Origin of the sequence: Pseudomonas idahonensis, from assembly GCF_037903935.1 — a bacterium.
GTDB classification, from domain to species: domain Bacteria; phylum Pseudomonadota; class Gammaproteobacteria; order Pseudomonadales; family Pseudomonadaceae; genus Aquipseudomonas; species Aquipseudomonas danubii.
Genome location: NZ_CP149586.1, coordinates 3,392,645 through 3,418,326, shown reverse-complemented (window position 1 = coordinate 3,418,326; position 25,682 = coordinate 3,392,645). Strand labels below are relative to the sequence as shown.

Annotated in this window: 27 protein-coding genes and 1 riboswitch; of the genes, 10 read left to right on the top strand and 17 right to left on the bottom strand. The window is 63.3% G+C overall.

Annotated features, from left to right (window positions below; translation table 11 throughout):
* The first annotated feature begins 15 nt into the window (after positions 1–15).
* The 5 genes from WIN67_RS15450 to copC all read left to right on the top strand — a co-directional run bounded on the left by WIN67_RS15450 (position 16) and on the right by copC (position 5,883).
* The gene (locus WIN67_RS15450) at positions 16–978 is read left to right on the top strand and encodes a carbohydrate ABC transporter permease (RefSeq protein ID WP_102879348.1); all 963 of its coding nucleotides are present in this window, start codon (positions 16–18) and stop codon (positions 976–978) included.
* Positions 975–1,817: a carbohydrate ABC transporter permease gene (locus WIN67_RS15445; RefSeq protein WP_110595686.1), complete on the top strand. Its 843-nt coding sequence runs from the start codon at positions 975–977 to the stop codon at positions 1,815–1,817. Before WIN67_RS15450 ends, WIN67_RS15445 begins: the two co-directional genes overlap by 4 nt.
* Positions 1,818–1,844: 27 nt before the next feature.
* Positions 1,845–2,984: an ABC transporter ATP-binding protein gene (locus tag WIN67_RS15440; RefSeq protein WP_102879350.1), complete on the top strand. Its 1,140-nt coding sequence runs from the start codon at positions 1,845–1,847 to the stop codon at positions 2,982–2,984.
* A gap of 356 nt (positions 2,985–3,340) precedes the next feature.
* On the top strand, positions 3,341–5,431 hold the full coding sequence (locus WIN67_RS15435; RefSeq protein ID WP_372342527.1) for a TonB-dependent receptor: 2,091 nt from the start codon (positions 3,341–3,343) through the stop codon (positions 5,429–5,431).
* A gap of 77 nt (positions 5,432–5,508) precedes the next feature.
* Complete coding sequence (gene copC, locus WIN67_RS15430; RefSeq protein ID WP_273922604.1) at positions 5,509–5,883, top strand: copper homeostasis periplasmic binding protein CopC; 375 nt, start codon at positions 5,509–5,511, stop codon at positions 5,881–5,883.
* On the opposite strand, the gene mbnM is transcribed toward copC, so the two are convergent.
* The 8 genes from mbnM to WIN67_RS15390 all read right to left on the bottom strand — a co-directional run bounded on the left by mbnM (position 5,877) and on the right by WIN67_RS15390 (position 13,589).
* Complete coding sequence (mbnM, locus tag WIN67_RS15425; RefSeq protein ID WP_306408044.1) at positions 5,877–7,232, bottom strand: hypothetical protein; 1,356 nt, start codon at positions 7,230–7,232, stop codon at positions 5,877–5,879. The genes copC and mbnM overlap by 7 nt on opposite strands.
* The gene (gene mbnC / locus WIN67_RS15420; protein ID WP_306382077.1) at positions 7,219–7,797 is read right to left on the bottom strand and encodes a methanobactin biosynthesis protein MbnC; all 579 of its coding nucleotides are present in this window, start codon (positions 7,795–7,797) and stop codon (positions 7,219–7,221) included. Before mbnC ends, mbnM begins: the two co-directional genes overlap by 14 nt.
* Complete coding sequence (mbnB, locus tag WIN67_RS15415; RefSeq protein WP_115580033.1) at positions 7,794–8,606, bottom strand: methanobactin biosynthesis protein MbnB; 813 nt, start codon at positions 8,604–8,606, stop codon at positions 7,794–7,796. Before mbnB ends, mbnC begins: the two co-directional genes overlap by 4 nt.
* 62 nt (positions 8,607–8,668) lie before the next feature.
* Positions 8,669–8,764 (bottom strand): methanobactin, encoded by a 96-nt coding sequence (mbnA, locus tag WIN67_RS15410; protein ID WP_016963189.1) that lies wholly within the window; start codon positions 8,762–8,764, stop codon positions 8,669–8,671.
* Positions 8,765–8,909: 145 nt separating this feature from the next.
* Positions 8,910–10,001 carry a methanobactin export MATE transporter MbnM gene (locus WIN67_RS15405; protein ID WP_306382076.1) on the bottom strand — a complete coding sequence of 364 codons (1,092 nt, stop codon included), beginning with the start codon at positions 9,999–10,001 and terminating at the stop codon, positions 8,910–8,912.
* A gap of 41 nt (positions 10,002–10,042) precedes the next feature.
* Positions 10,043–10,939, bottom strand: a complete 897-nt coding sequence (locus tag WIN67_RS15400; protein ID WP_339069047.1) for an MbnP family copper-binding protein — start codon at positions 10,937–10,939, stop codon at positions 10,043–10,045.
* A 16-nt stretch (positions 10,940–10,955) separates the two neighbouring features.
* Positions 10,956–13,091 carry a TonB-dependent hemoglobin/transferrin/lactoferrin family receptor gene (locus WIN67_RS15395; protein ID WP_339071667.1) on the bottom strand — a complete coding sequence of 712 codons (2,136 nt, stop codon included), beginning with the start codon at positions 13,089–13,091 and terminating at the stop codon, positions 10,956–10,958.
* Positions 13,092–13,163: 72 nt separating this feature from the next.
* Entirely contained in the window at positions 13,164–13,589 is a 426-nt protein-coding gene (locus WIN67_RS15390) for a DUF2946 family protein (RefSeq protein WP_339071665.1), read from the bottom strand.
* Between the two features lie 404 nt (positions 13,590–13,993).
* Here WIN67_RS15390 and WIN67_RS15385 point away from each other — a divergent pair, with 404 nt between their 5' ends.
* Complete coding sequence (locus tag WIN67_RS15385) at positions 13,994–14,281, top strand: c-type cytochrome (protein WP_253084788.1); 288 nt, start codon at positions 13,994–13,996, stop codon at positions 14,279–14,281.
* Positions 14,282–14,363: 82 nt separating this feature from the next.
* On the opposite strand, the gene WIN67_RS15380 is transcribed toward WIN67_RS15385, so the two are convergent.
* The 9 genes from WIN67_RS15380 to WIN67_RS15340 all read right to left on the bottom strand — a co-directional run bounded on the left by WIN67_RS15380 (position 14,364) and on the right by WIN67_RS15340 (position 20,601).
* Positions 14,364–14,609: a cyd operon YbgE family protein gene (locus WIN67_RS15380; RefSeq protein WP_372859212.1), complete on the bottom strand. Its 246-nt coding sequence runs from the start codon at positions 14,607–14,609 to the stop codon at positions 14,364–14,366.
* A gap of 37 nt (positions 14,610–14,646) precedes the next feature.
* Entirely contained in the window at positions 14,647–14,763 is a 117-nt protein-coding gene (gene cydX, locus WIN67_RS15375; protein ID WP_273922597.1) for a cytochrome bd-I oxidase subunit CydX, read from the bottom strand.
* Positions 14,764–14,784: 21 nt separating this feature from the next.
* On the bottom strand, positions 14,785–15,927 hold the full coding sequence (gene cydB / locus WIN67_RS15370; RefSeq protein WP_273922595.1) for a cytochrome d ubiquinol oxidase subunit II: 1,143 nt from the start codon (positions 15,925–15,927) through the stop codon (positions 14,785–14,787).
* A 10-nt stretch (positions 15,928–15,937) separates the two neighbouring features.
* Positions 15,938–17,512 (bottom strand): cytochrome ubiquinol oxidase subunit I, encoded by a 1,575-nt coding sequence (locus WIN67_RS15365; RefSeq protein WP_306382073.1) that lies wholly within the window; start codon positions 17,510–17,512, stop codon positions 15,938–15,940.
* Positions 17,509–17,688 carry a cytochrome oxidase putative small subunit CydP gene (gene cydP / locus WIN67_RS15360; protein WP_273922593.1) on the bottom strand — a complete coding sequence of 60 codons (180 nt, stop codon included), beginning with the start codon at positions 17,686–17,688 and terminating at the stop codon, positions 17,509–17,511. The genes WIN67_RS15365 and cydP overlap by 4 nt, the downstream gene beginning before the upstream one ends.
* Before the next feature lie 426 nt (positions 17,689–18,114).
* Positions 18,115–18,696: a putative natural product biosynthesis protein gene (locus tag WIN67_RS15355; protein ID WP_273922592.1), complete on the bottom strand. Its 582-nt coding sequence runs from the start codon at positions 18,694–18,696 to the stop codon at positions 18,115–18,117.
* A 193-nt stretch (positions 18,697–18,889) separates the two neighbouring features.
* Positions 18,890–19,273, bottom strand: a complete 384-nt coding sequence (locus WIN67_RS15350) for a DUF2946 family protein (RefSeq protein WP_273922591.1) — start codon at positions 19,271–19,273, stop codon at positions 18,890–18,892.
* 197 nt (positions 19,274–19,470) lie between these two features.
* Positions 19,471–19,854: a DUF2946 domain-containing protein gene (locus tag WIN67_RS15345; protein ID WP_273922590.1), complete on the bottom strand. Its 384-nt coding sequence runs from the start codon at positions 19,852–19,854 to the stop codon at positions 19,471–19,473.
* A gap of 99 nt (positions 19,855–19,953) precedes the next feature.
* Positions 19,954–20,601, bottom strand: coding sequence for an energy-coupling factor ABC transporter permease (locus tag WIN67_RS15340; protein ID WP_273922589.1), 648 nt, complete (start codon positions 20,599–20,601; stop codon positions 19,954–19,956).
* Positions 20,602–20,643: 42 nt separating this feature from the next.
* Positions 20,644–20,839, bottom strand: a riboswitch (cobalamin riboswitch).
* A 229-nt stretch (positions 20,840–21,068) separates the two neighbouring features.
* Here WIN67_RS15340 and WIN67_RS15335 point away from each other — a divergent pair.
* The 4 genes from WIN67_RS15335 (at position 21,069) to WIN67_RS15320 (ending at position 25,630) form a co-directional block, all read left to right on the top strand.
* Positions 21,069–22,496: a di-heme oxidoredictase family protein gene (locus WIN67_RS15335; protein ID WP_263010980.1), complete on the top strand. Its 1,428-nt coding sequence runs from the start codon at positions 21,069–21,071 to the stop codon at positions 22,494–22,496.
* Between the two features lie 141 nt (positions 22,497–22,637).
* Complete coding sequence (locus tag WIN67_RS15330) at positions 22,638–23,018, top strand: DUF2946 domain-containing protein (RefSeq protein WP_253166561.1); 381 nt, start codon at positions 22,638–22,640, stop codon at positions 23,016–23,018.
* 198 nt (positions 23,019–23,216) lie between these two features.
* Entirely contained in the window at positions 23,217–25,139 is a 1,923-nt protein-coding gene (locus tag WIN67_RS15325; protein WP_253166562.1) for a TonB-dependent receptor, read from the top strand.
* Positions 25,140–25,198: 59 nt separating this feature from the next.
* Positions 25,199–25,630, top strand: coding sequence for a copper uptake system-associated protein (locus WIN67_RS15320; RefSeq protein WP_253166563.1), 432 nt, complete (start codon positions 25,199–25,201; stop codon positions 25,628–25,630).
* The last annotated feature ends 52 nt before the right edge of the window (positions 25,631–25,682 follow it).

The following is a 25,682-nucleotide window of genomic DNA, read 5'->3' as shown; positions in this document are numbered from 1 at the left end:
GGGAAGGAAATCACCATGTCTGTCTCTACTACCCACGTCTCCAGTGACGCACTCCTGCTCACCCGGGAGACGCCTATACAGCGTCGCCGAGTACGCGCCGCATGGCTGTTTCTGACACCAATGCTGCTGTGTCTGGCCCTGGTGGCGGCCTGGCCGCTGTTGCGCACATTCTGGTTCAGCCTGACCGACGCCAACCTGGCGGACACCGCTGGCGGCACCTTTGTCGGCTTGAGCAATTATCTGTTCCACGACGGTTCCAACTGGTCGGGCATCCTGGTCGATCCACAGTGGTGGAACGCTGTGCGCAACACGTTGTATTTCACCCTGGTGTCGGTGGGACTGGAAGTCGTCCTGGGGCTGCTGGTGGCGTTGCTGCTGAACATCCAGTTCACAGGCCGTTCCCTGGTGCGTGCGCTGATCCTGATTCCATGGGCGATTCCTACCATTGTCTCAGCCAAGATCTGGTCATGGATGCTCAATGACCAGTTCGGCATCATCAATCACCTGATGCTGAGCCTCGGGCTGATTGACGCGCCTCTGGCCTGGACCGCAGATGCGGATCTGTCGATGTGGGCAGTGATCATCGTCGACGTCTGGAAGACCTTGCCTTTTGTCACGCTGCTGATGCTGGCGGCCTTGCAGATGTTGCCGAGCGATTGCTACGAAGCCGCCAGGGTCGATGGGATTCATCCGCTGAAAGTGTTCTGGCGCGTCACGCTTCCACTGTTGATGCCGGCATTGCTGGTGGCCGCGATTTTCCGCATCCTCGACTCCCTGCGGGTATTCGATGTCATCTATGTGCTGACCTCAAATTCGTCCAGCACCATGAGCATGTCGGTCTATGCCCGCCAACACCTGGTGGAGTTCCAGGATGTTGGCTATGGCAGCGCGGCCTCGACTCTGCTGTTTCTGGTCGTTGCGCTAATCGCCACGCTTTACCTGTACCTCGGACGCCGTCAGATGGAGGTTCGAGCATGAGCCCGCGCCTCCTCAAAAAAGCGCTGTTGCGCTGCGGATTCTGGTGCCTGATCGGGGTGCTGTTGCTGTATGCGGTCTTCCCTTTCTATTACGCCATCGTGACCTCACTCAAGCCGTCCAGTGCCTTGTTCGCAGTCAGCTACTGGATCGACAGCCCCGACTTCTCCCACTACGCGGCGGTACTTCACCAAGCCTCATTCCTGCGGGCGATCGGTAACTCGCTGATGGTCGCACTGTGTGTGGTGGCCCTGGCGCTGTTCCTCAGTGTGACGGCCGCCTATGCCTTGGGAAGGGTGAAGTTCCGTGGGCGTGGCACGGTATTGATGATGGTTCTCGGCGTGTCGATGTTTCCCCAGGTCGCTGTACTGTCGGGGCTGTTCGAAGTGATCCGCGCCCTGGGTCTGTACAACACCTCTTGGGCGTTGATCCTGAGCTACACCATTTTCACCCTGCCCTTCACTGTCTGGGTGCTGACCACGTTCATGGGGCAGCTCCCTCACGAACTGGAGGAAGCGGCAATCATGGATGGCGCTTCGCCCTGGGTCGCGCTGACTCGTGTGCTGCTGCCGCTGCTCTGGCCGGCACTGGTCACCACTGGCTTATTGGCCTTTATCGCCGCGTGGAACGAGTTCCTGTTTGCCCTGACCTTCACCCTCACAGACACCCAGCGCACGGTGCCGGTCGCCATCGCCCTGATTTCCGGCGGGAGTCCCCACGAGCTGCCTTGGGGACTGTTGATGGCCGCATCCGTGCTGGTCACCGTTCCCCTGGTGATTCTGGTGCTGATCTTCCAGCGCCGAATTGTTTCCGGTCTCACGGCCGGCGCGTTAAAGGGTTGATGCCCAACAACTACAAGGAACAGCATCGTGATCAAACTGAAGCTAGATAACGTGAACAAACAATTGGGCGGCGTGCGGATTCTTCGTGATGTCAGCCTGGAGATCGCTGCGGGCGAATTCGTGGTCTTCGTCGGCCCTTCGGGCTGTGGAAAGTCGACCCTGCTGCGACTGGTCGCAGGACTGGATTCGATCTGCGCCGGCGACCTGCTGATCGATGGGCGACGGGTCAACGACCTGGAGCCGCGCGAGCGTGGCGTCGGCATGGTGTTTCAGTCCTATGCGCTGTACCCGCACATGAGCGTCTACGACAACATCAGTTTTGGTCTCAAACTGGCCAAGACTGAAAAGAGCAGCTTGCGCGAGCGGGTGCTGAAAACCGCGCACATCCTGCAATTGGACAAACTGCTGCAACGCAAGCCCAAAGAACTGTCTGGAGGGCAACGTCAGCGTGTGGCCATGGGCAGAGCCATGGCGCGGGAACCGGACATCTTGTTGTTCGATGAGCCGCTTTCCAACCTGGATGCGTCCTTGCGGGTGCAGATGCGCAACGAGATCGCCCGCCTGCATGCTCGACTGGGCTCGACCATCATCTACGTCACCCACGATCAGGTGGAAGCCATGACCCTGGCCGACAAAATTGTCGTGCTCAATGGCGGTCGCGTAGAGCAGGTCGGTTCACCGCGCGAACTCTATGAACGTCCGGCCAGTCGCTTCGTCGCCGGCTTTCTCGGCTCGCCCAGAATGAACTTTCTGGCGGCGCACCTGCATACACCCGGCCAAACCAGCCTGGTCGACACCCCCGTTTGGGGCATGAGCTCCCTGCCCTTCGACAGTTCGAACCTGGCGGCAGACACGCCGCTGAGCCTGGGGATTCGCCCGGAGCACATTTCCCTCAAAGCGGCTGAGGGAGCCGCCGGCATCGTCGTGACCGGGGTCGAATACCTGGGCAGCGAAACCTATGTGCACCTCGAAACAGGTCAGGACGAGCCCCTGGTCTGTCGTTGTGAGGTGAGCGCCGGATGGCAGGCGGGTGATCGGGTCGAACTGCAGCTGGAAGTCGACAACCTGCATCTGTTCGCCGCCGACGGCACGGCCTTGAAGCGCCACCCACAAGCCGTTGAAAACCTGCCGAATGACGTCTCTCTGCGCTCTGCCCGCGCCCTATGACCTTGTCTTTGAATAGCGTGAACGCCCCGTCGCTCCTCCGTCGAGGTGTTTGACGAAAACGGGGGCTGCAGTACATGACAGCTGCGACGGTTCGCCGCAGTGCCGGCTCCCCGTGCCAGGGTCCAGAGCGGCCACCGCCGCAACTGGGGGTTGTAGGAAGCGTCTGTGCAAGCAGGAAACAACCTGCGTCAGCCTGTCGCATGTAGGTCCTGCAGCCCCCGGCAAGACTTTCGATCCTGGCCCGCGGACAATAAGCCCCATCACCGCCCCCATCTCCTTTCCCCAGCCGGCGTAGCGGTTCGGCCGGCGATTTGTGCCCCAGGGAAAACCTGGCTGTCTGGAAGTTGCTTATGCTCATGCCTGTTCGTGTTGCTTTGCCTCGGGCAAAGACTGTGTCCGTCTCCCCTGCCCTCTGGCCGCTGCTGAGCTGCGGTCTGCTGGCCCTGAGCCCGCTGTCTGCCGCCCTGGCTGAAACGCCCAAGGTCGAGAACTCGACCCTGACCCTGGGCACTGTCACCGTCCAGGGCGGTGATGCCGAAAGCAGCGGCCCCTTGAGTACCCGCAGTGTGCTCAGTTCGGTGGACATCCTGGGCAGCGACATCCTGGAAAAAATGCCGGTCAACTACAGTTGGGAACTGTTCAGCCGCGCACCGGGGGTGATGCTCACCGAGTTCAACCAGGGCACCACCTCCGGCAAGATCTCCTTTCGCGGATTCAACGGCGAGGGCGAGGTCAACGCGGTCAAGCTGCTGATCGACGGCATCCCGAGCAACAGCAACGACGGCAACATGCCGTTCATGGACATGATCTTCCCCATGGAGCTGGACAGCATCGAAGTGGTGCGCGGCACCAGCGATGCCCGGTACGGCCTGAACAACATCGCCGGCAACGTCAACATGCTCACTCGCAGCAGCGGCGACTACACCAAGGCCCGCCTGCGCTACGGCAGTTTCAATACCCAGGAAACCCAACTGGCCAAGGGCATCGAGGGCAGCAACTGGACCCAGAACTACTTCTTCGCCTACCAGAAGGCCGATGGCTATCGCGACCATGCCCAAGCGGACAAATTCTCCCTGTCCGGCAAATGGTTCTACACACCGGACGACGGCAGCTACCGCCTCGGCCTGATCGCCCGGCACTACGAAACCGAGGCTCAGGAGCCGGGTTACCTGAGCCAGAGCGATGCTCGCCAGCACCCGACCATGAGCAACAGCTACAACGCCACGGACAAAGGCACGCGGCGCATGAATCAGCTCAGTCTGCATCTGGACACGGACCTGGCCGACACCCTGGCCTGGTCGGCCAAGACCTACGTCAACACCTTTGATGACCGGCGCTGGACCCAGTACTGGCGCACCAGCTCGCAGCAGGAGCGCGACACCTACGAAACCCAGTACGGCGCCCTCACCTCCCTGACCTGGCGCCCGCAAGTCAGCTGGCTCTACGCCTTTGCGCTGGAAGGCGGCGCGGATGTGCAACAGCAACAAAACCGCAGCGAGCGCTACCGCACCCAGAACCGCGCACGCCTGGCCCAGACCCGGGATCAGCAGTTCGACTTCGACACCTACGGCGCTTACGTGCAGGCCGAGATCAAGCCGTTCGAGTCGCTGAAGATCGTGCCGGCCTACCGGGTGGACAAGATCCAGGGCGACTTCACCAACCAAATGACCGGCCTGGACTACGACATCAACGACTACGGGCTGATCAAGCAACCCAAACTCAGCGTGGTGTATTCGCCCTGGACCGTGGCCAGTCTGTACGCCAACTGGGGCCGCACCTTTCAGGTCGGCACCGGCGCGGCGGCGTACAAGATCCCGCCCCGCGACACCGACCTGGCGCCGTCGATCAACGAAGGCTGGGAAACCGGGGTCAAGTTCACCCCAACCGATTGGGTTGACGGCCGAGTGGCTTACTGGCGGCAGGATGCCAGTGGCGAAGTCAGCCGCCGGCTCAACGACCCCAGTGGCGAGTCGGACAACGTCGGCGAAACCCGGCGCTGGGGTTACGACCTGCAACTCAACCTGCGCCCCGACGAACGCACCGACCTGTGGCTGGCCTATTCCTGGCAGTACTCGAAAATCCTCAAGCCCAGTGCCACCTTGCCCAACAGCCAGGGCCAGGAAATCGATCACATTCCCCATCACCTGTACAACGCGGGGGTCAGCTACCACCTGACCCCTGCCCTGCAACTGACCGCCTGGATGAACGGCCAGACCCACTATTACCTGGAGCGGGAAAACACCCAGGGCACCTATGGCGGTTACGTGCTGATGAACCTTGGCGCTACCTACAAAATCAGCGAATCGGTGAGTGTCGACCTGCAGTTGAAGAACCTCACCAACCGCTACTATGAGTACGTCTGGTATGACCCGGACGGCGCCAAGGCCTCGCTGCACTCGCCGGGCGACGGTCGCGCACTCTATACCGGCATCACCCTGGACTTCTGATGAACCACCCTGCCCGGGCGCAGGACGTCCGGGTTGACCCACGCATCTGTACCCACCCCTGACAAGAGGCACTCCCCATGACCGCCTACGGTTCGAAAAAAATCCTCACCACCCTGGCCCTGCTGGCCTCCCTGACCAGCGCTGGTTCGGCATTCGCCCATGCTCATCTGAAGAGCGAAACCCCGGCCGCCGACACCACCGTCAGCGCGCCGAAGGAGTTGCGCCTGGTGTTTTCCGAAGGCGTCGAAGCCCAGTTCACCCAGGTCAAGGTCAGCACCGCGGGCACGGACGTGGCGATCAAGAGCATTGCCAACGCTGCGGGCGATCAGAAAACCCTGATCGTCACCCCACAACAGCCACTGGCGCCCGGCGAGTACAAGGTTGAATGGCATGCGGTGTCGGTTGACACCCACAAGAGTGATGGCGCCTACGGTTTCACCGTCGGTCATTGAATCCTGTCGCCGCGCATGGCTTCACAGAGCCCGCCGGGGTGCGGGCTCGTTGCGCGGATACACTGAATGCGCCTGGCCAGCCAAAGCAGGGCCAGCACTTCCGGTACCAGCACATAGCCGTAGGCAACGAGGGGCATGTCCAGGCGCAACCCGAGCACCAGGAGCGGCAGGCCAACCGCCCATCCCAGCAGCGCATCCAGCTTGGCAATGGCGACAAACTCACCCAGGCTCTGCAAAGCCGCGCGCAACGCATTGGTGGCCAAACGGACCGGCAGCGACACCCCCAGCATCAGCACAAAGCTGCTCCACCACCTGCCCTGCTGGGCATACACCCATTGCCCCAACCAGGGGCCGAGCAGAATCAGTAGTCCACCCAGCAATGCCATGCCCGGCACCCCCAGGCGCAACAGCTGCTTGAGCAGTCGCGACACCTCGTGCGGGGCCAGGCCGGCAAAGCGCATGGCCAGAAAGCGGATCAGCGCCACCAACGGCGCAAACACCAACAGCGCCAGAAAGCTTGCGGCCGCGAAGGCATCCAGACGCTGGGTATCGACCGGTGCAATCTGCGGCGCCGCGAACAGCACCAGGGTCATCAGCCCCAGCAGTTGCATGGACAGCAGTCGCAGCCCTTCCCAGGCGCTCTGACGCAGCACCGCTCTGGCCCAGTCCGCTGCGGGCAGCCAGCGCCCCCGGCCCATCAGCGGCCGCAAGCGCCACAGCACCCAGGCGCAGGAACCCAGGTGCATCAGCAGCGATGCCATGAAACAACCGGCGAAGCCAAACCCCAGGCACTCGATGAACAACAGGTTGAGCACCACCTTGGCCAGCAGCTCCCAGAGTTTCCAGCGCACCACCAGCGGCCCCTGTTGCGAGGCGTGCAGGATGAACGCCGCGCAGCCATTGAGCAGGCGCAACGGCGCCGTCGCCGCGAACCAGGGAATGGCGCTGAGCAGCAGTGCTCGCAGTGCGGCATCGTCAGCGCTGAGGCTGGCCGCCAGCGGCGGATAGGCCAGCAAGCCGACAAGGCTCAGTAGCAGCCCGAGGATTGCCGCCAGCGTCAATGCACCACGCATCACCGGCCCCGCTCGCCCCTCGCGGAGCGCTCGGGCGACCTGGACCGAAACCACCGATCCCAGCGCCATGCTGGCCAGCAGATCGAGCAGCGCCAGACGCGCCAGCATCACGTAGGCCGCCGGCATGCCCGGGGCCTGGTGCGCCAGCATGCCGAGGTCGATCTGGGCCAGCATCTGCGCTACCGCGAAGGCCAGCACCAGGGCCGCAAAGCCGGCCCAGAACGCCCTGCTGCGCACCGTCAGCGCTGGCCTGTCCCGCTGTTCAACGCGGGACATCGGTCCAACCGGGAAAGCCGTCTTGCAGATGCCGACTGTGCACCGTGAAATAGCCAAAGGCGGCCTCCGGTGCCGGCAGTGGTTCGGCCAGCTCGATCTGCTCGATGTCCCTGGCGCCTTCCAGGGTCTGGGTTTTCCAGCCACAGACCAGATCCGGCAGGTCCGCGGCGGCGAGGAAGATGCCGTTGGCCTCGCTGCGGTCACCGGTGGCCCAGCGCGCCGCCGAGGCGCCCATCAGCTGGTAGCGCAGGGCCGGAGTCACTTGCCGGGCAAAGTCCGATTGCTGCAACCAGACATCCAGCCACAGGTAGTAGGTCCAGTTCAGCGACAGCCGCTGCTGCGCCGCCCAGCTCATGAACGGGCGAAAGATCGCCAGCCCGTCCGGCCCGGACAGCTCCAGCAAGCCCGGGCAGATATCGAACAGGGTGTGCCAGTAGACCCGCAGGCTGCTGTCGATGCGTACGAAGGCGCGGGAGTCACGGGGGTAATCGCCCTGGCGTTGCGGCACGCTCAAGGCATGCAGCAGCTGCTTGTCGGTCCTGGGCAATGGGTGCTCGGTCTTCATGTCCGCGGCTCCACAGGCGACGAGGGAAAAATGCCCCGCAGCCGTTGCAGGTCGCCGATGATTTCGGCCTCGTCGAAACGGCCGTCGCGTTCGTAGGTCAGCGTTGCCTCGGGACCGTCGAACAGCCCGCGATAGCGTTGCAAGAACCCCAGGGTGGCCTCGGAAAGCACCTGATCATGGGTGTCGAGAATCAAATGCGGCTGCAGGATCGACAGGTTGTAGCCGGCGGTATGAAAGTGCGATGAGTGTTCAATCACGCCCTCCCAGGCCTCCAGGGGCACGCCGCAGTTGAGGTGAGCACAGACTGCGTTGGAGGCGTCGAACAGCACCCCGGCACCGGTATCGCGATAGAGCCGTTCATGAAAGGCCGGAGCGTCGTGGCCACCGTCCATGATCGACGGGTAATTTTCCAGCAGCAACTGACAACCCAGTTGCTGCTGCCACCAGTCGACGCGCTCGCGCACTTGCGGGTAATCGCCCACATAGTCGATTTCCGCCAGGTGATACAGCTGACGCCCGTCATGACTGAAGCGCGCCACGTGATCGGACACATACAGCGGCCGCAAGCGCTCGATCAGCTCGCGCAAACGTCGGGCCAGGCTTTCAAGGGCCGGCGTGTCGTTTTCAATGAACTTGGAAAACATGATGTGAAAGCCCACCGGCGCGGCAAAGCCAGCCTCCAGTTCGTCGATGGGCACGGCCAGAAAGTTGTCGATCAACAGCTCGACATAGTCGATGTGACCGGCCTCCAGCAGCTTTCGTACCAGGGGCGCGGTGTCTCCCAGGGTGTAGTTGAAGCCGATACGCATGGTCTTGCACCTCCTTGCTCAAGACCCGCCACGCACGCCGGGCGCCCGTGGCGGGAAGGCTTTTAGTTAACGCCTACCGGGGCACAGCACGAGGCGCAGCAGGCCCCGGCGCGACCGGCGATGTGCAGGGTGTGTTTTTTAGCGATCTTGATGCTCATGGGTATTGCTCCTTGCTTGATTGAATGGGCGCAGGCGCCCGGGGTTTGGCGAATTCGCCGTTGAGGTAACGCGGCGCAGCGGGTGGTTTTCTTACGAGCAGCCTCCTTGCTCCCGGCGGGAACGAGCGTGGTGATGGGGGTCGGATCAAGGCCGGCGCTTCCACGGGTCTTGCCAGCGCGGGTCGTGGAGCAGCGAGTCGTCGGTCAGGGCCTTGAGAAAGGCCAGCAGGTCGCGCTTCTCTTGCGCGGTGAAATCGATGCGCGCAATCAGCCCACTCTTGTGCGGGTTCAGGCGCCCATCGCCCTGCTGCGGGCCGCTGGCGATCAAGCGACCACCCTCGGAGTAGAAGTCGATCACCGCTTCCAGCGTGGCCAGGCTGCCGTCGTGCATATAGGGCCCGGTGACCTCGACGTTGCGCAGGCTCGGAGCACGAAAGGCGCCCATGTCCTCGGGCTTGCCGGTGCTTTCATAGAGCCCACGATTGGGGAAGGGAAAGCCGCCGGCGCCGTCGATGTTGTACAGCCCGGTGTTGTGAAACGGGGTGTCCACCACCCGGCTGCGGGCATGCACCACCTGATCGTTGAAATTGAAGCTGCCGTGACAGTGATGGCATTCGGCGCGCTCGCCAAAGAACAGCGCCATGCCCCGCTGCTCGCTCTCGCTCAGTTGCTCGCGGCCCTGCAGGTAGCGGTCATAACGGCTGTCCACCGAGACGATGGAACGCTCGAAGGCCGAGATCGCCCGGATCACCGAGGCCATGCTCAACGGCTGCGGCTGATCGGCGAAGGCCTGGCGGAACAGCGGCGGGTACAGCGGATCGGCCGCCAGCCGCGCGAGGATCTGCTGGCGATTGCCGTCATTGACCCCCATCTCGATCGGGTCGTCGCCAAACAGCGGGACTTCCATCTGCCGCTCCAGGCTGACGATGGCCGGCGCCGCCCAGTTATAGGTGGCGTTCCAGGCACTGTTGGCCAGCCCAGGGGCATTGCGGTGAGTCAGTTCCCCGGTGCCGCCCACCGACAGCGCGCGACCGTCGCTGAAGGCCCGCTCCTGCAGGTGGCAAGCGCTGCAGGAGCGGTTGCCCGTGGCCGACAGTCGCGGGTCATAGAACAGCCGCCGACCCAGTTCGACCTTGGCCGCCGACATCGGGTTGTCCACCGGCACCCGCGGCTCCGGCACATGGGACGGCAGTTGCCAGCGCCAGTCCTGCGCAGCCACCGGCCAGGCCACAACCACGCTCAGCAGCAGCCCTGCGAGCCGGTATCCGCCCCTGCCCTTCATGGCTTGGCGCGCGCCGCAAAAGCCGGCGACTGTCCCGGTTGCAGCGGCAGGCCGCTGCTCAAGTCCAGGCCCAGGCGCGGAAACAGCGTGACGCACTCGGGATCGCTGGGGCCGCTCATGCAACCCACCGCGGCGCCCCGGTCCTGGCCCAGGGTGCTGTCCTGAAACAGGGCCGCCAGATCCAGGACCACCCGCTGTCTGCCCGGATCGAAGTCCGGCAGCGTCAGGGGAATGCGGTTGGCCCGCTGGCACGCCACCGTCTCACCGGTCACCGGGTTGCCGTTGCAGCCAGTGGCGCCCAGGTGCAGGTACCAAGTGTTGGCCCTGGCGCCGTCGACCTTGGTCACGCCGCCGACAGGATCGACCTCGACCTTGATGAACTTGCGCCCGGCCTGCCAGCTCCAGCCCATGGCGGCCAGGTCAAGGGGCGCGCCCTGCAGTTCGGTGCTGGTGTGGTTCAACGCCTCCGGCACGCCCAGGGTCAGGCTCAGACCCCGGTAGTGCCCGGGTGGTACGTGGCCGGATACCTGGGTGTGGGTGCCTGGCGTGCCACCTGCGCAATGCCCGCTGCCGTCTTCGAAGTCGAGCAAGGCCACCTGGGCGTCCTGCCAGTCATTGATATCCAGGCGCAGGGGCACCCGCTGGCCCGCCGCGTCGATCAGGGCCACGTCCTGTACATAGAAGCGCGCATCGTGCAGCGACAGCCTCTTGCGGTCGCGGCCTAGTGGGCCAAAGGGTTGGCCGCAGTTCACCGGCTGAGCGCCGGCCACCAGGGCGAAATCCACAGTGACCGCCTGCTCGGCAGGGGGCACTGGTTCCTTCGCGGCGCACCCGGCCAGGCCGGCCAGGGCGATCAGGGCGATCAGGGCAAGGCGTGAAGTCAAATAACCCATCGTGAAGCTCCCGAGGTCAGAAACGCGCGCTCAGCGTGAGGTTCACGCTGCGGCCTTCTTCATAGGTAAAGGTGTTGGCCAACGACTGCTGATAAGTGCTGTAGGCCTTGTCGAACAGGTTGCTGACGCCCAGGTCGGCGCGGTATTGGCGGTACTCGAAAGCACCTCCGATGTCGTGGATCACGTAGCCCTTGCGCCGCCGCAGCTCGGTGGCGTCGTAGTCCTGGGCCCAGACGTACTGGCCCTGGTAGTTCAGGGACCAGTGCTCATCCAGGCGGTACTGGCCGCCGAGCACCAACTTGTCCGGCGGTGCATACAACTGCGCCCCAGTGTCGGCATTGCGCGAGCGCAGCCGCGAATAGCCGGCGCCCAGGGACAGGCGCTGCCATTGGTAGCTCAGTTGCGCCTCGCCGCCATGGCGCTGGGCCTGGGCCACGTTGACCCGCTGGAAGATCATCCCGGTGCCGGCAAACGGCGCCTGTCGCGCATAACGGCCGACCACCTGCTGATCGATCAGGTCGTCGACGTCTTCGCGAAAGTAGGTGACCTTGGCCTGCAGGCTGTCACCCCCGGCCAGCAGGTCATCGAACGCCAGCGTGGCACCGACCTCCCGGGTCTTGCTGGTTTCCGGCTTGAGGCCGGGATTGGGGCGAAAATTGAACAGCGCCCGGCGAGTGTTCAGGTTGCCGAACATCTCGGTCATGGTGGGCGCGCGGAACGCCTCGCCGTAGCTGACGAACACCCCGAGGAATTCCCAGGGCTGATACTTGAGCGCCACCTTGGGCGAAAGCCGGCTGTGGCTGGAGTCTTCCTGGCCGGGGGATGTCAGGCGATAGTCGTCATGGCGCAGGGCGGCAATCAGGGTCCAGTCGTCGAGAAAGGCCATCTCATCCTGAACAAAACCACCCAGGGCGCGCATCTGGCCATTGGGCAACACGCTGTTGGACTGACCGTCGGAGGCGTTTTCGTTGGTGTCGCGGTAACCGTCCACGCCGTAGGTCACACGATGGTGCGAACCGCTCCCCACCTCAATGCGGCTGGTGTTCTGCAGGCTGGCGCCCAGAGTCTTGGTCTGGGTCGCGGTGGTGGGTTGGCGTGGCACCGAACGGCTGTCGCCGTCGAGGGTGAAGCGCGTCTGGTAAACCGCCAGCTTGCCGTCCAGCAAACGCTGCTCGGTATCCTCGAAGGCCCAGCTGGCGTTGTACTGCTCCTGTTCACGCTGGAGTTTCTGCGAGAACGGAAACAGCAGGTTGCCACCAGGGTTGGTCGGGCCGACCATCTCGTCGGCAAAGCGCTGGTAACCCAGCTCGAAATGGTTCAGCTCGTTGGGCGAGAAACGGGTCTTGAGCAGGCCACTCTTGAGCTGGCCGTCATTGGGGTACTGGGCGTCGGCGCCGCTGGCCCCGGTATGAATGGTGCCGTAGTCACGGTAGGTGCCGCTGGCCAGAACATCCGCCCGATCCCCGCGCGCGGCCAGGGTCAGGTTGCTCGACGACTCGCGGTTGGCGCTGCGATAACCGGCCTTGATCCGGCCACCACTGCTTTGGCCCGGGTCAAGAATGTCGTCGGCATTGAGCGTCTCGATGGCCATCACCCCGCCCAGCCCGCCGCTGCCATAAGCGGCGGACATTGGCCCACGGACCACGTCGATCTGCCGGATCAGGTCCGGATCGATCAGCAGCGGAGTATTGACCCCGCCGTCATTGTTACGCCGTGCGCCATCCACCGTGAGGATGATCCGCGGTCCCTGCAGGCCACGGATCGCCGGACTTTGCGCGGCGGCCCGGGGGCCACCGCCGTAGTTCACGTTGGGCAGGGTGCGCAGGGCCGTCGCCAGGGTATTGACCTGGGCGTCATCGAGTTGCTGGCGATCGACAACCGACACCGACGCCGGCAGCGCAAACCCACTGTTGGCGGTGCGGGTTGCGGTGATGGTGGTGGTGTCCAGGGCGAAAGGCGACATGGCCTCGTCCGAGGCCGAGGCTTGCCCATAAGCGCTGTTGATGGCCAGCGCGCAGGAAATCGTCAGCAGCGACAATGGCCAGCGGCGCCGGCCCGGCCCGCCATGGGCGGCGCCAGAGTGATGAAAAGAATGCACGGCAAAAGGTTCGGCAACGCGCAAGGCGGCCGCTACCGGGGTCATAGCAGACATGACAGGACGTCCAAAGGTGATCACGAAAGTGCGCCAGGCCTACAACTTCAGGGCTGGCGTGATGACAGGCGATCAGCCGATGGCCGGCGGCGCCCTGGCCTGGGACGTGTCGTCGCTATTGCAGACGGGAGGACGGGTATTTTCAGGGGCGCCAGGGACCTCATGGCCGACGCGGGCTGTCGACAACCTGGGCCAGGCTGGCTGCAGCGCCACACCACCGACAAAGGGGCACAGGGCACAACCTTGGGCAGCCCCCTGCCCCTGGCTGTCATCCTGATTCTGATCCTGATCCTGGCCGGCGCGGGCCTGGAACTCGGCAAGGGACACGCGCTGCATGCCTTGGGCGGTGCACACCAGCAGCCACTCATCGCTGGCGCTGGAGCCCGCGACGGGCATCGGCATGCTGGCCCAGGTCACCGCCTGCAAGACCATGGCCAACAGGCAGACCAGCAGGTCGAGCGTGGGCCGAGCGTGTCGCCGGTGCCGGTTGAAGATCATGCAAGTGTCCCTGCCGTTTGGGTGTATCAGCGATGCCCGGTGAAGGGGCATGTTCCGTGCTTGAGTGCCTGATCGTTGGCGTCGATGCCTGCCAGGCCCGAGCCGTGAAATCTGCAAAAGAGTGCCGGGCTCCTCGCGAAACACCGGCACTCAGTGACGTGATGTAACCCTGCCTAGAGAAAGCACCACGTCGGCCGGCAATGTAGCACCCGGGCTTTGCCGGCCCGCAGTGCGACAATCCGCCACAGGCCGTCTATCGCCGGCCGACGGATCGCCTGACTGCGCGCTGGCCGCCGGCACCTGCGGCAGGCTGTCGCAGTGGGTGCGTAAAATCCCCCTCCCTACACTGCGTCGAGCGCGCGCCTGCGCGACAACCTGATGATAAGAACACGATAAGGACCCTTATGAAGACGCTATTGGCTGCTGCCTGTTTACTCGCATTCACCACGGCTCACGCCGCCCAGGACCCGGAGGCGGTGTTCAACCGCGCCTGCACCGCCTGCCACAGTGGGCAGTTGCCCATGGCGCCGAAAAAAGGCGATCAGGAAGCCTGGAAGCCGCGCCTGGCTCAAGGCACTGACGTATTGGTCAAGCACGTGACCGAAGGCTTCAATGCCATGCCGCCCCGTGGCTTGTGCATGGATTGCAGCGCCGAGGATTACCAAGCAGTGATCAGCTGGATGTCGAAGTAAGGCGCCGCGCGCCCTGCCCTGTTCTGCGGTTGCAGCGCAACCGCAGTCAGGTCGATAGCCGGTGTCGATCACCGGCTGGGGGTTAGGCCGAGGCCTGCATCAAGAGCCAGTAGCCGTAGCCCAGCAGGCACCCGCTCAGCAGCGGATGGATCAACCCGCGTGCCCACACCGATGCCGGTGTGAAGCCCAAGCCATGAATGAAGCCGCTGCAGATCCCCAGCATCACCAGCATCAGCAGCGGGTGGCTGTAGTGCCCGTCGGCGCCGACCATCGATCCCGGGTGGATCAACAGCAGCAGGCCCAACGGCGCCGCGAGGAGCAGCAACACAGCCCGGCACGCGCCGTGCTGTGTCCAGCGTCTGCGCTCAGGCATCGGCCTCGGGCTCCGCGTCCAGGTCCAGAACAGTTTCCAGCCACAGGGCATTGATGATGCCCAGGCTGCAGGCCAGCAACACACCCAGAATCCAAGCGAAATACCACATAGCAATCGTCTCCCGTGTGCCTTAGTAGAGGCCGTGATCATTGGCTTTGATGTGCCCGGCCGTGAGCCGGCCCCACATCTTGAAGTAACCCCAGAGCGTGTAGCAGAGGATCAGCGGCACGAAGATGCTCGCGACCACCAGCATGATGCCCAGGGTCTTCTGACTCGACACCGCGTCCCACACCGTCAGGCTGGAGGCAGGGTCGAGGCTGGATGGCAGGACAAAGGGAAACAGGGCAAAACCGGCGGTGCACAAGGTGCCGACTATGACCAGGCTGGAGCCGAGAAAGGCCCAGCCGGAACAACGGGCGGTGACCGCGGCAAAGCTCAGGGCTGCGCCCAGCAGGGCCAGGCCGGGCGCCAGTTTGCTCAGAGGGTAACGCCCATAGTTGTCAAGCCAGCCGTGATTGTTCAACGCCACGACCTTGGCCAGCGGATTGAGCACCGCCCCCGGATCGAAGGCCGAGGCCACAACCAGCCCCTGCAGATTGCCCAGCACCAGCCAGGCGCCAGTTGCGATAAACGCCACCAGATACACCAACAGCGACCACTGCGCGGCGCGCCGGGCACGCTGAGCCATGGCCTGTTCGGTACGCATCATCAGCCAGGTGCCGCCGTGCAGGCACAGCATGCTCAGGCTGACTAAGCCACACAGCAAGGCAAAGGGGCTGAGCAGGTGCCAGAAGCTCCCGGCAAAGGCCAGGCGCAAATCATTGTCGAACTGAAACGGCAGCCCTAGAAACAGGTTGCCAAAAGCCACGCCGAACACCAGCGACGGCACCACCGCACCCAGGCACAAAGCCCAGTCCCAGCTGCTGCGCCAGCGGCTGTTGGGCAACTTGCTGCGATAGTCGAAGCCCACCGGCCGCACGAACAAGGCGAACAGCACCAGCAGCATGGCCCAGTAAAAGCCCGAGAAGGCCGTGGCGTACACCATCGGCCAGGCCGCGAATAGGGCTCCGCCGGCCGTGATAAACCACACCTGATTGCCATCCCAGTGCGGGGCGATGGTATTGATCACCACCCGGCGTTCGTCATCGTCTCGGCCGACAAAAGGCATCAGGGCCGCCGCCCCCAGGTCAAAGCCGTCGGTCAGGGCAAAGCCGATCAGCAATACGCCGATCAGCACCCACCAGGCCAGCTTCAGGGTTTCGTAATCAAACATGCTCATCTCCTCAAGCGTGGGCCGGTTGTACAACCTGGGGTTGTTCGAAGTGATAGCGCCCGGTGTGCAGGCTGCTCGGCCCAAGCCGGGCGAACTTGATCATCAGGTACATCTCGATCACCAGCAGCACGCTGTAGAACGCCACCAGCGCCAGCAGAGAACCCCAGATATCCGTACTGGCCACGCTGGAGGCAGACAGGTGGGTCGGCAGCACTTCGCCAATGGACCAGGGCTGACGCCCGTGTTCAGCGACAAACCAACCGGTCTGGGTAGCAACCCAGGGCAGCGGCAAACTCCACAGCGCCCACTTCAGCAGCCAGGGCTTGTGCTCTTCGTTCTTGCGCGCCGAGGCCCAGAAGGCACAGATGAACAGCGCCAGCATCAGCACCCCGCTGAGCACCATCAGGCGGAAACTCCAGAACAGGCTGAACACATTGGGGATGGTGTCCTGGGCGGCAAGGTGGATCTGCTCGGCGCTGGCATCGACTACCCGGGGCGTGTACTTCTTCAGCAGCAGGCCATAACCCAGATCGCGCTTGGCCCCGTCGAACGCGGCCAGCGTCGCTTGCGACTTGTCCCCCGCGCGGATCTGCTCCAGCAAACCGTAGGCCAGCATGCCGTTACGGATGCGCGCCTCGTGCTGCACCAGCAGGTCACTGATACCGGTCACCTGAGTGTCCAGCGAGCGAGTGGCGATGAGGCCCAGCAGGTAAGGCACCTTGACCGCGTAATCGGTGTGCATGGTTTCGCGATTGGGCAACCCGAACAGGGTGAACGCCGCCGGTGCCGGCTCGGTGTGCCACTCGGCTTCGATGGCCGCCAGCTTGGTCTTCTGCACATCGCCGATCTCGTAGCCGGATTCGTCGCCCAGCACGATCACCGAGGCGATCGCCGCCAGCCCAAAGGCCGAGGCGATGGCAAACGAGCGTCGGGCAAACCCCAGGTCGCGCTTGTTCAGCAGATAGAAGCTGGAAATGGCCAGCACGAACACCGCGCCGGTGACGTAACCGGAAGCCACGGTATGGACGAACTTGACCTGCGCCACCGGGTTGAACAGCAAGGCGCTGAAGCTCACCAGTTCCATGCGCATGGTTTCGATGTTGAACTCGGCACCCACCGGGTTCTGCATCCAGCCATTGGCGATCAGAATCCACAGCGCCGACAGATTCGAGCCCAGCGCCACCAGCCAAGTGACGGCCAGGTGCTGGCGGCGTGACAGACGATCCCAGCCGAAGAAGAACAAGCCGATGAAGGTCGACTCCAGGAAGAACGCCATCAGGCCTTCGATGGCCAGCGGCGCCCCAAAAATGTCCCCCACGTAGTGGGCGTAATAGGCCCAGTTGGTGCCGAACTGAAACTCCATGGTCAGTCCCGTGGTCACGCCCAGGGCAAAATTGATGCCGAACAACTTGCCCCAGAACTTGACCATGTCCTTGTAGACTTGCTTGCCGGTCATCACGTAGACCGACTCCATGATGGCCAGGATCACAGACAGTCCCAGGGTCAGCGGTACGAACAGAAAGTGGTAGAGCGCGGTCATTGCAAATTGCAGGCGCGATAGATCAACAACGCTTTCCGAGATCATCTCGGCTCTCCTTCATAGTTTTTTTCAGCAGAACCCAACAGGTGTTGGGCCATGGGCTGGGGGGCAGAGTCCGGCACGCTGGGCTGGGAGAACCAGATGCACTTGATGAGCACAAGCACCAGGAGCTTGATCACCAGAATCACAGTGATTTCCTTGCTCAAAGAACTGTTGAACATCGTCTTTCCTCCTGCCTGCGCCAGACTCGTGCCAGCCCTGCAAGGCACGACAAGGCAAGCCGGTCATTTCATGAGTGCCGGAGATCGGGCCCCGACGCGATGACCTGGTGTTATCAGGTAAAAAAAAGCCCTCCGGGACGGAGGGCCATGCAACCAGCAGCAACACTGGTTCAAATGCAGCGTTTTGAGCTAACCGTGGAAGTGTCTGCCTCCGCTCAAAGCCCGCACACTGTATGAGGGCTTGCGGGGGGGCAACAACTGCGACATTCGGGCACACGCGCCGCGGCTTTTCGGGCATGGCGCGACGGGCGCGGGTCATGGCTGATGCCGCCACAGCTGTGGTGCTTTGTCGCAGGTCATGCAAGGGGCCAAAGCACAATCTGAGCTAAGCGTGCCGGCAACCCTCGCAAGCCGTTCGCGTTCCCCTCAAGGAATCGGCAACCAGCGCCGGAAACCCGAGCCTCCCTTGCTGCTTAACGGGCACCAGGCAAAGTCCCAGGGCACTGGCGGGTATTCCTCCGGCTCGCCATCGGCCGCCGGCACCAGGCGCGGCGCCACCTTCCAGTCAAACACCCAGTCCGGTGACCCGCGCCAGGCCAGCACCAGCCCGCGGGCCTGACTGTCGTCGGTATTGATCCAGCGCGCGGCCGCTGCGCTCATGAACGCCTCTACGTGCTCCTCGGTGATCTGCGCCTGATACCGCGAACCCAGTAGCCAGCGGCACACGCTCAGGTAATAGGTCCAGTTCAGCGGAGGATGATTGCGATAGGCCCAGGTCATGAACCCGCGAAAGATATTCAAACCATCCGGAGGATCAAGCTTGAGCAGCCCCGGACAGACATCGAACAGGGTGTGCCAGTACGGCAGCAGGCGTGCGTCCAGGTGCACGAAGCTACGGGCGTTGCTCGGGTAATCGGGAAACGGCAGCAAAAAGTCGCCGTGGTTACGCGATTGTGCGTTCCGACTGACCAGGCGCGAGGCGCCGGACGCAATGGCTAGTGCGCGCATGCAAGGCTCCTTTGGTGATGAATCCTGTTGTTGGCAGCGCTGTAAGGCGCCTGCAGTGGCAGCCACAGAGAGGGCATCGTCTGCTGATGCCCACCTTGAATAATCCGAGCCATGAGGTGCTCCTTCCCATCTCACCAATAACCATGAGCACACTCGGTCCGACCTAAGGTCCGGGGTGTGCTGTTAACTGCGGTCATGCGCAAGATGCAGGAGAAGCCCTGGGGTTGAGCGACGGCCAGCGGTCACGGGGTGTAACGCTGAACAACAGAAACCTTGGCAGGCGCGGCGCCAGGCCGAGAAAGCCCGGCAAGACCAGGGAGGACGCCCCCAGGGGCGCGGCGCCGATCGATTGCGAGCAGCAGCAATGGGCAGAATCGCCCTGCACCGCCGAACTGGACGGTTCCTTGTCCAGGGACACGGCAATCTGCCGCACGCCGCCGGACGAACAGAAGCTGCCCGACAGCAGCTGTTCCAGGCTCAGGGTGCCCAGGGCGCTGGCCATGGGCAGTGCCATGATCTTCAGCACAATTGCCAGCAACGCCGCGACCCAGGCGTTCTGGTGGCTGGCATTGCGCATGCCGCACCAGACCATCAGCCGCGCGCGCCCAGACTAGGGAGCCAGCATTGAAAACCGTTCATGCCACGCACTCGAAATCATGAGAATCGAACGGCCCGCATTCAGCCACACAGCAGCGGCCGCGAACGGCAGCCAGAGACATGATGGATACAGGCCTACCTGCGGTCAGCGGCGAAGGCGGCTGTCCGCTTGCGCGTTCAGGTCAGTGGGGAGGCACGAGGATTGGCCGAGGGCCAGGAATAGCGCGGGGGCGCCTTGCAGCGCGGTTCAAGCGCACGGCGCCGGAGCTGGCCGATACGCAGCAGCCAGCTCAGGCAAAACAGCAGGACCAGACTGAGCGCGGCTCCCGAACAGACCGGGCAGGAAAAACTGCCAGCCCAGGTACTGGCGCTCTGGTCGCTGAAATCGGATGTCTGCACCGGGGCCTTGCTGCCCAGGGAGGAGCAGAACTGCCCGCCTACGCCGTTGAGGGCAAAGCCCATCATCTGGCCGTGCCCCAAACCGCAGGCGAACACATTGAACAGGACACAAAAATACAGGGTCCAGGCAATGAGCGAACGGTCGGGGCGGGACAATTTCATGGCGGCGACTTTAACACCGAACAACCAAACGGATGAAGCGCGACTTGGGTCGGGGCAACCTGCCGCCCGGAGAGTCCGGGCGGCAGAAGCCGGCCAGTGTCACGCGACGTGCAGCGCCTTCACACAGGTAAAACGCGCCACCAGGGTGTTATCGGCATAGCGCTTGAGGGTGCGGGCAACAAGACAGGTGAACAGCGGTTCACACACCACCAGCGGCAGATAGGACAGAGCGAACCAGGCCCAGTTGCTCAGCGGCGTCGGCTCTTCGCCCAGGGACAGCCAGAAGCCCACCATCATCACCACGCCGGTGTAATACAGCGCATCGAACTTGACCACTTCGGCCCAGCGGACACTGCGGCCTGTGACATCGAAGAAGCGCCGGCCGAGCAGGCCGTGGGCGGCGATCAACGGCAACATCAACGACAGCGAGTTGACCCCCAGATGCAGCAGATCCTGGGGTTCGAACAACAGCCCCTGAAGCAGCAAACCGATGGCAAAGCCGAACAAGGTGGGGATGAAGCCGAAGATGATGTACACCGCCGAGGCACCGACAAAGTGCAACTCTGATGCCCCCACCGGCAGGTGGAACACTTCCATGAACACCGAGAAGAAGGCCGCCGCGAGCACGGTCTTGATCAGGTTGTCAGGGCGCAGCAACTTGGGGGCGAACGCCGCCAAGGTGGCGATGGCGGCGGCATTGGCGTATAGCACTTTGGCGGCATTGAGCACGCCGGGTTCGATATGCATCGGTTCTCCCTCCGAGGGATGCGAGTCTGGGAACTGCCGAAGGCATCGGCAGTACTCGTGGCAGGTCTCCTGGCTCAAGGCTCGACACGCGAGTGCGCCTTCCCGGCCGGACCCGGCCAGTGGCGCATGCACAAGCGCTAACCTTTCACAGTTGCGGGGGCAGCGCAGGACTGGCCATAAGGCGTACCTGCTTCCCTATTTTCCACCCAAGGGTGAAACCACGAAGCGGCGATAGATTAAGGGCTTTTTCGGGCTTGCGCACTCGCTGTTTACGGCCAACTGCGCGCGCTGCCCAAGCCTCGCCTGTGACACCCTGCCGCACCTGACTGACTAGGGATCGGGCGCCAGGTCGTGGCGCATGGCCTGCGGCGGTTCGTCGCAGGTTATTAAGAATCAATCCCGTCGTTAGACTTGCGCCCCCTCCTCTGGTCCGGTTGGCAGCAATGCTCGAAAAGCCTCATTGGCCTATGCGACAACGGCGTCTGTGCCCTTCACACAGCGGCTTGGCGATTGCCGCGCTAGTGGCTTGTCTGAGTGCCTGCCAACCGCCGTCGGAGCTTGCCATCGTGGAGCCGGGCGAAGCGTTTTCCGGCGGCGCAACCAGTGTCGCCAAAACCGACAGCAATGCGTTTTCCATGCCCTCGGCCAATCTGTCACCCAGCAGGCGGATGGAGTTCTTTGTCGGCAATGGGTTCTTTCGCAACCCCTGGAAACCCGCCTCGGAACGGGCCAATGTCCGCGATGGCCTGGGGCCGCTGTTCAATACCGATACCTGCCAGGGGTGCCACATCAAGGACGGCCGCGGGCATCCCCCTGGCAACTTGCCAGGCCCGGCCGTCTCGCTGCTGGTCCGGCTGTCGATCCCGCCCTCGTCCGGTGACGCGCTGCAACTGCAACGCGGCGGCGTCGTGCCGGAACCCACCTACGGCGGGCAACTGCAGGACGCGGCGCTGCCAGGCCATCGTCCTGAGGGACAGATCCACATTGAGTACAGCGAAATCCCGGTGCTGTTTTCCGATCGCAGCCAGATCAGCGTGCGCAAACCCAGCTTGAGTATCGACCAACTGGGTTACGGCCCAATGCACCCTGACACGCTGTTCTCCGTTCGGATTGCCCCGCCCATGATCGGCCTGGGTTTGCTCGAAGCCATCGACGAAGCGGATATCCACGCCAACGCGACGCGCCAGGCAGCCAACTCGCGATGGGTTCGCGGCAAGGTCAACCGGGTGTGGGACGAGTCCCTGGGCCAGACCGTGACCGGCCGCTTTGGCTGGAAAGCCGGCCAGCCCAGTCTCAATCAACAGAACGCCCACGCCTTTGCCGGGGACATGGGCCTGACCAGCAGTCAGAGGCTGCGCGACGACTGTACCGAGCGCCAGAGTGCCTGCCGCAGCGCGGCCAATGGCGGGACGCCGGAAGTCAGCGACAAGATCCTCGCCAGCATCCTGTTCTACACCCGCCACCTGGCGGTGCCCATGCGGCGGCAGGTCGACGACCCTCAGGTGTTGCAGGGCAAGGCGCTGTTCCATCAGGCGGGTTGCGCCACCTGCCATGTTCCCTCCTACGTGACAGGGGACGCGGCGGAGCCGGAACTGCGGCGGCAGAAGATTTTCCCCTACACCGACCTGCTACTGCACGACATGGGCGATGAGCTGGCCGATGGTCGATCCGAGTACCTGGCCGATGGCAATCAATGGCGTACGCCGCCGCTCTGGGGCATAGGTTTGACCTCGCAAGTGAACGGGCACACCCAGTTTCTGCATGACGGCCGTGCGCGCAACCTGATGGAGGCGATTGTCTGGCATGGCGGCGAGGCGCGAGGATCACGCAATGCGGTGCTCAAGTTCGAACAGCCAGAACGTGAAGCATTGCTGGCTTTTCTGAATTCTTTATAAAAAGCCAGCCTATGCTTGGCGGGTGCCCAAGCCGCCCTTGAGCGGGACAGGATGAACGTTCCGGCTCAGCATGCGGCGAAGCGGCTTCGCTGGCGTCACTTGTTTCACTGTGTCATCAACTGCCAAGGATACTGTCGCCACATGGAACGCCCTCGACACCACCGCTCCCTGGTTGCCTGGATGCTCTACGGCTGTGTCCTGTTCAATCTAATGGCGTGTGGTATCGCCCATGGACAGATGAGTGGCCTGATGCTCAACGGCGCGGGGACAGCGTTCTGCTCAATGGCCGAGGTGGCGATCAGTCCTGCAGACGATCCTGGACAGGCCGCCGTGAACGGCTGGGCAAGTACGTTCAATTGCCCCATGTGCAGCACCCTCAGCCTGAGCTTGGCGCTGTTTTTCTGCCTGGCATGGCTGCTGCGCACACGAAGTGTCCAATCGCGTCCTGGCCACATCCGCTGCAAAGCCCCGCCCCGTGACTCCTGGCCTTCGGCCAACCCCCGCGCCTCCCCCCGCTACTGAGCCGGCACGCCAGAGCGCCCGCAGAACCTGGAGTTTCATCCAGCGCCAGTCACTCCCTGCGGCGGCCGCGTGCCTGTGCACCTCAAGCACAAACCGCAGATTCATGGCGGTGAATCTGTGAATGCATTCCCGAGCTGACAGATCGGGTCTCGATGACGCTTCGAAACATCGAACCTGAACCATAACAAGGAGAAAAAAATGACTCACACAGCTATGTGGTACGGCGTATCGCTGTCGCTACTGAGCGTAGCGACGGTTGCCAGCGCAGAAAACCTGCCTGTTGAACTGCCGCCAACCACGGTCGTGGGCTCTTCGGTGATCGACCAGAACAAGACCGACTCTTTCGCCAGCCTGACCACCGTCGTGGGACAGGAGCAGATCCGCGACCTCAACGCGCTGGACCTTTCCTCGGCGCTGCGGCGCACACCAGGGGTAACCGTTTCGCGCTTCAACCCGGTGGGTTCCTTTGGCGGCGCCGAGGGCGGCGCGGTGTACATTCGCGGGATGGGCGCCAGTCGCCCCGGGAGCGAAATCAAGACCTACATCGACGGCGTGCCGTTCTACATGGGCGTCTGGGGACACCCGCTTCTGGACTTGCTGCCGATCAACGCGATGCAGAGCATCAGCGTCTACAAGGGCCCGCAACCGCAGAAATTCGGCAACACCTTTGCGGCGATCGACCTCACGCCACGGCTCGCTGATAGCGGCGACAACCAGCACGGTGAACTGCAACTTACCGGCGGCAGCTTTCGCACGGCGACCGATCAGGCCTCGCTGATCGGCCGCAGCGGTGATTGGGACTATCTGCTGGCCCAAGGCGCAGCCCGTTCCGCCGGCGACCGACCCGACGGCGACGGGCGCCTGAACAACGGTCTGGCACGCATCGGCTATCGCTTGAACGACAACTGGCACGCCGGTGTACTGCTGTTGCACGCCAACAACCAGGCGTCGGACCCGGGACAGGAAGGCTTGCCCGATACCCGGGCCGGCCAGTTCAACACCCGCGGAACCCTGGCCTCGCTGTCCCTCGAGCATGAATACGACTGGGGCAACGGCAGCCTCAAGCTCTACCACAATGAAGGCCGCGGCAGTGCCCTGGAGCAGCAAGGGCTGGATGGCGACACCATCAGCGATTTCACCCTGCAAGGCTTGCGCTGGGAGGAAACACTGCGGCCCTGGCACAACGCTGAAGTGGCCCTGGGCCTGGATGTCGACGAGAGCCAGGGTAACGTGAAGTTCAAGCGAGTGAGCCCGGCGCCTTATGCCGACTTCGATGCCCCGACCCTGCGGGTGACCTCGCCGCACCTGGCCCTCAGCCAAGCCTTTGAACTTAACGACAACTGGACCCTGACCCCATCGGCCGGGGTGCGCACCTACCAGCACAACGTTTTTGAAAGCGCATCAGCGCCCCACGCCGGGGTGCTGCTGTCGACCGACAATGTCGAGTTCCGCGCCAATGCATCGCGGGGCATCAACTACCCGGGCCTGGAAGCCTCGGTGATGTCCAGCCTGATTCCGGCACTGGGCGAAAGCTGGAGGGACTTGAAGCCGGAAAAACTCGATCACCAGGAATTGGGCGTCAAGTTCAACCCGATCGACAGCGCCACCCTGGACCTGGCAGTCTTCAAGGACAAGCTCCAGGATCGCTATCTGTTCGCCTTCCCCCCCACCGTGTCACGCCCCTCCTACATCAACCTGGGTGACTACCAGATCAAGGGCGCCGAGGCCAGTTGGCAGCAGCGCTGGACCGATCAATGGAGCAGCTTCGTCGGCTTCACCTGGCTCGATCCCTCACTCAAGACCCTGCCTTACGCGCCCAAGCAGTCGCTGTCACTGGGCACCACCTACGAAACCGGGCCTTGGCGCCTGAGCGCTGACGCCCAGTACCAGAAAGACATGTATGTCCTGGCCGAGGAACGCAGTGCCGGGGCCAGCAACGTCTCCCGGGTGGACAGTTTCACCGTGGTCAATGCGCGGGTCGGCTACGCCGTTCCGGCCCTGGGCAAGGTCGGTGAAGTGTTTGTCGCCGTAGAAAACCTGTTCGACCGTGACTATGCCTACCGCACCGGCTACCCGATGCCTGGCACCTCGGCGCAACTGGGCGTGAAAATGGGCTTTTGAGCCTGACGCTTTCCCTCAGCGGCCATCTTCCGATGGCCGTTTCAACTCAAGGACACCGCATGAAAATTCCAGCATTGATGGTCTTGCTTGCCACCCTCAGCAGCGGCGTACTGGCCGACACATCCACCGATCAGCAACGTATCGAACAGATGATGCGCCATACCTGGGAGCGCCCCGACGCACCTTTGCACGTCGGGCCAGTCACGGTCGAGGGTGAGCACGCCGTGGCCGGCTGGACCCAGGGCGAGCGTGGCGGCCGTGCCTTGCTCAAGCGAAACTCCATGGGCTGGCGCGTGGTGCTCTGTGCCGGCGACGCCCTGCTCGACCCTGCCACCTTGCACAGTGCCGGGCTCACGCCAGAAGCCGCTGCCAGCCTGAGCAAGACCGTGGCACAGGCTGAAAGCACCCAGGCACCGGAGCGAGTCAAGCAGTTCGCCCTGTTCAAGGGCGTGATGCAGGTCGACAAGGATGCGGCGCACCAAGGCCACTAACGCGCGAAAACCGCGCGGCCTTCGACAGACCTCGGCGCCAGGAAAGCAGATA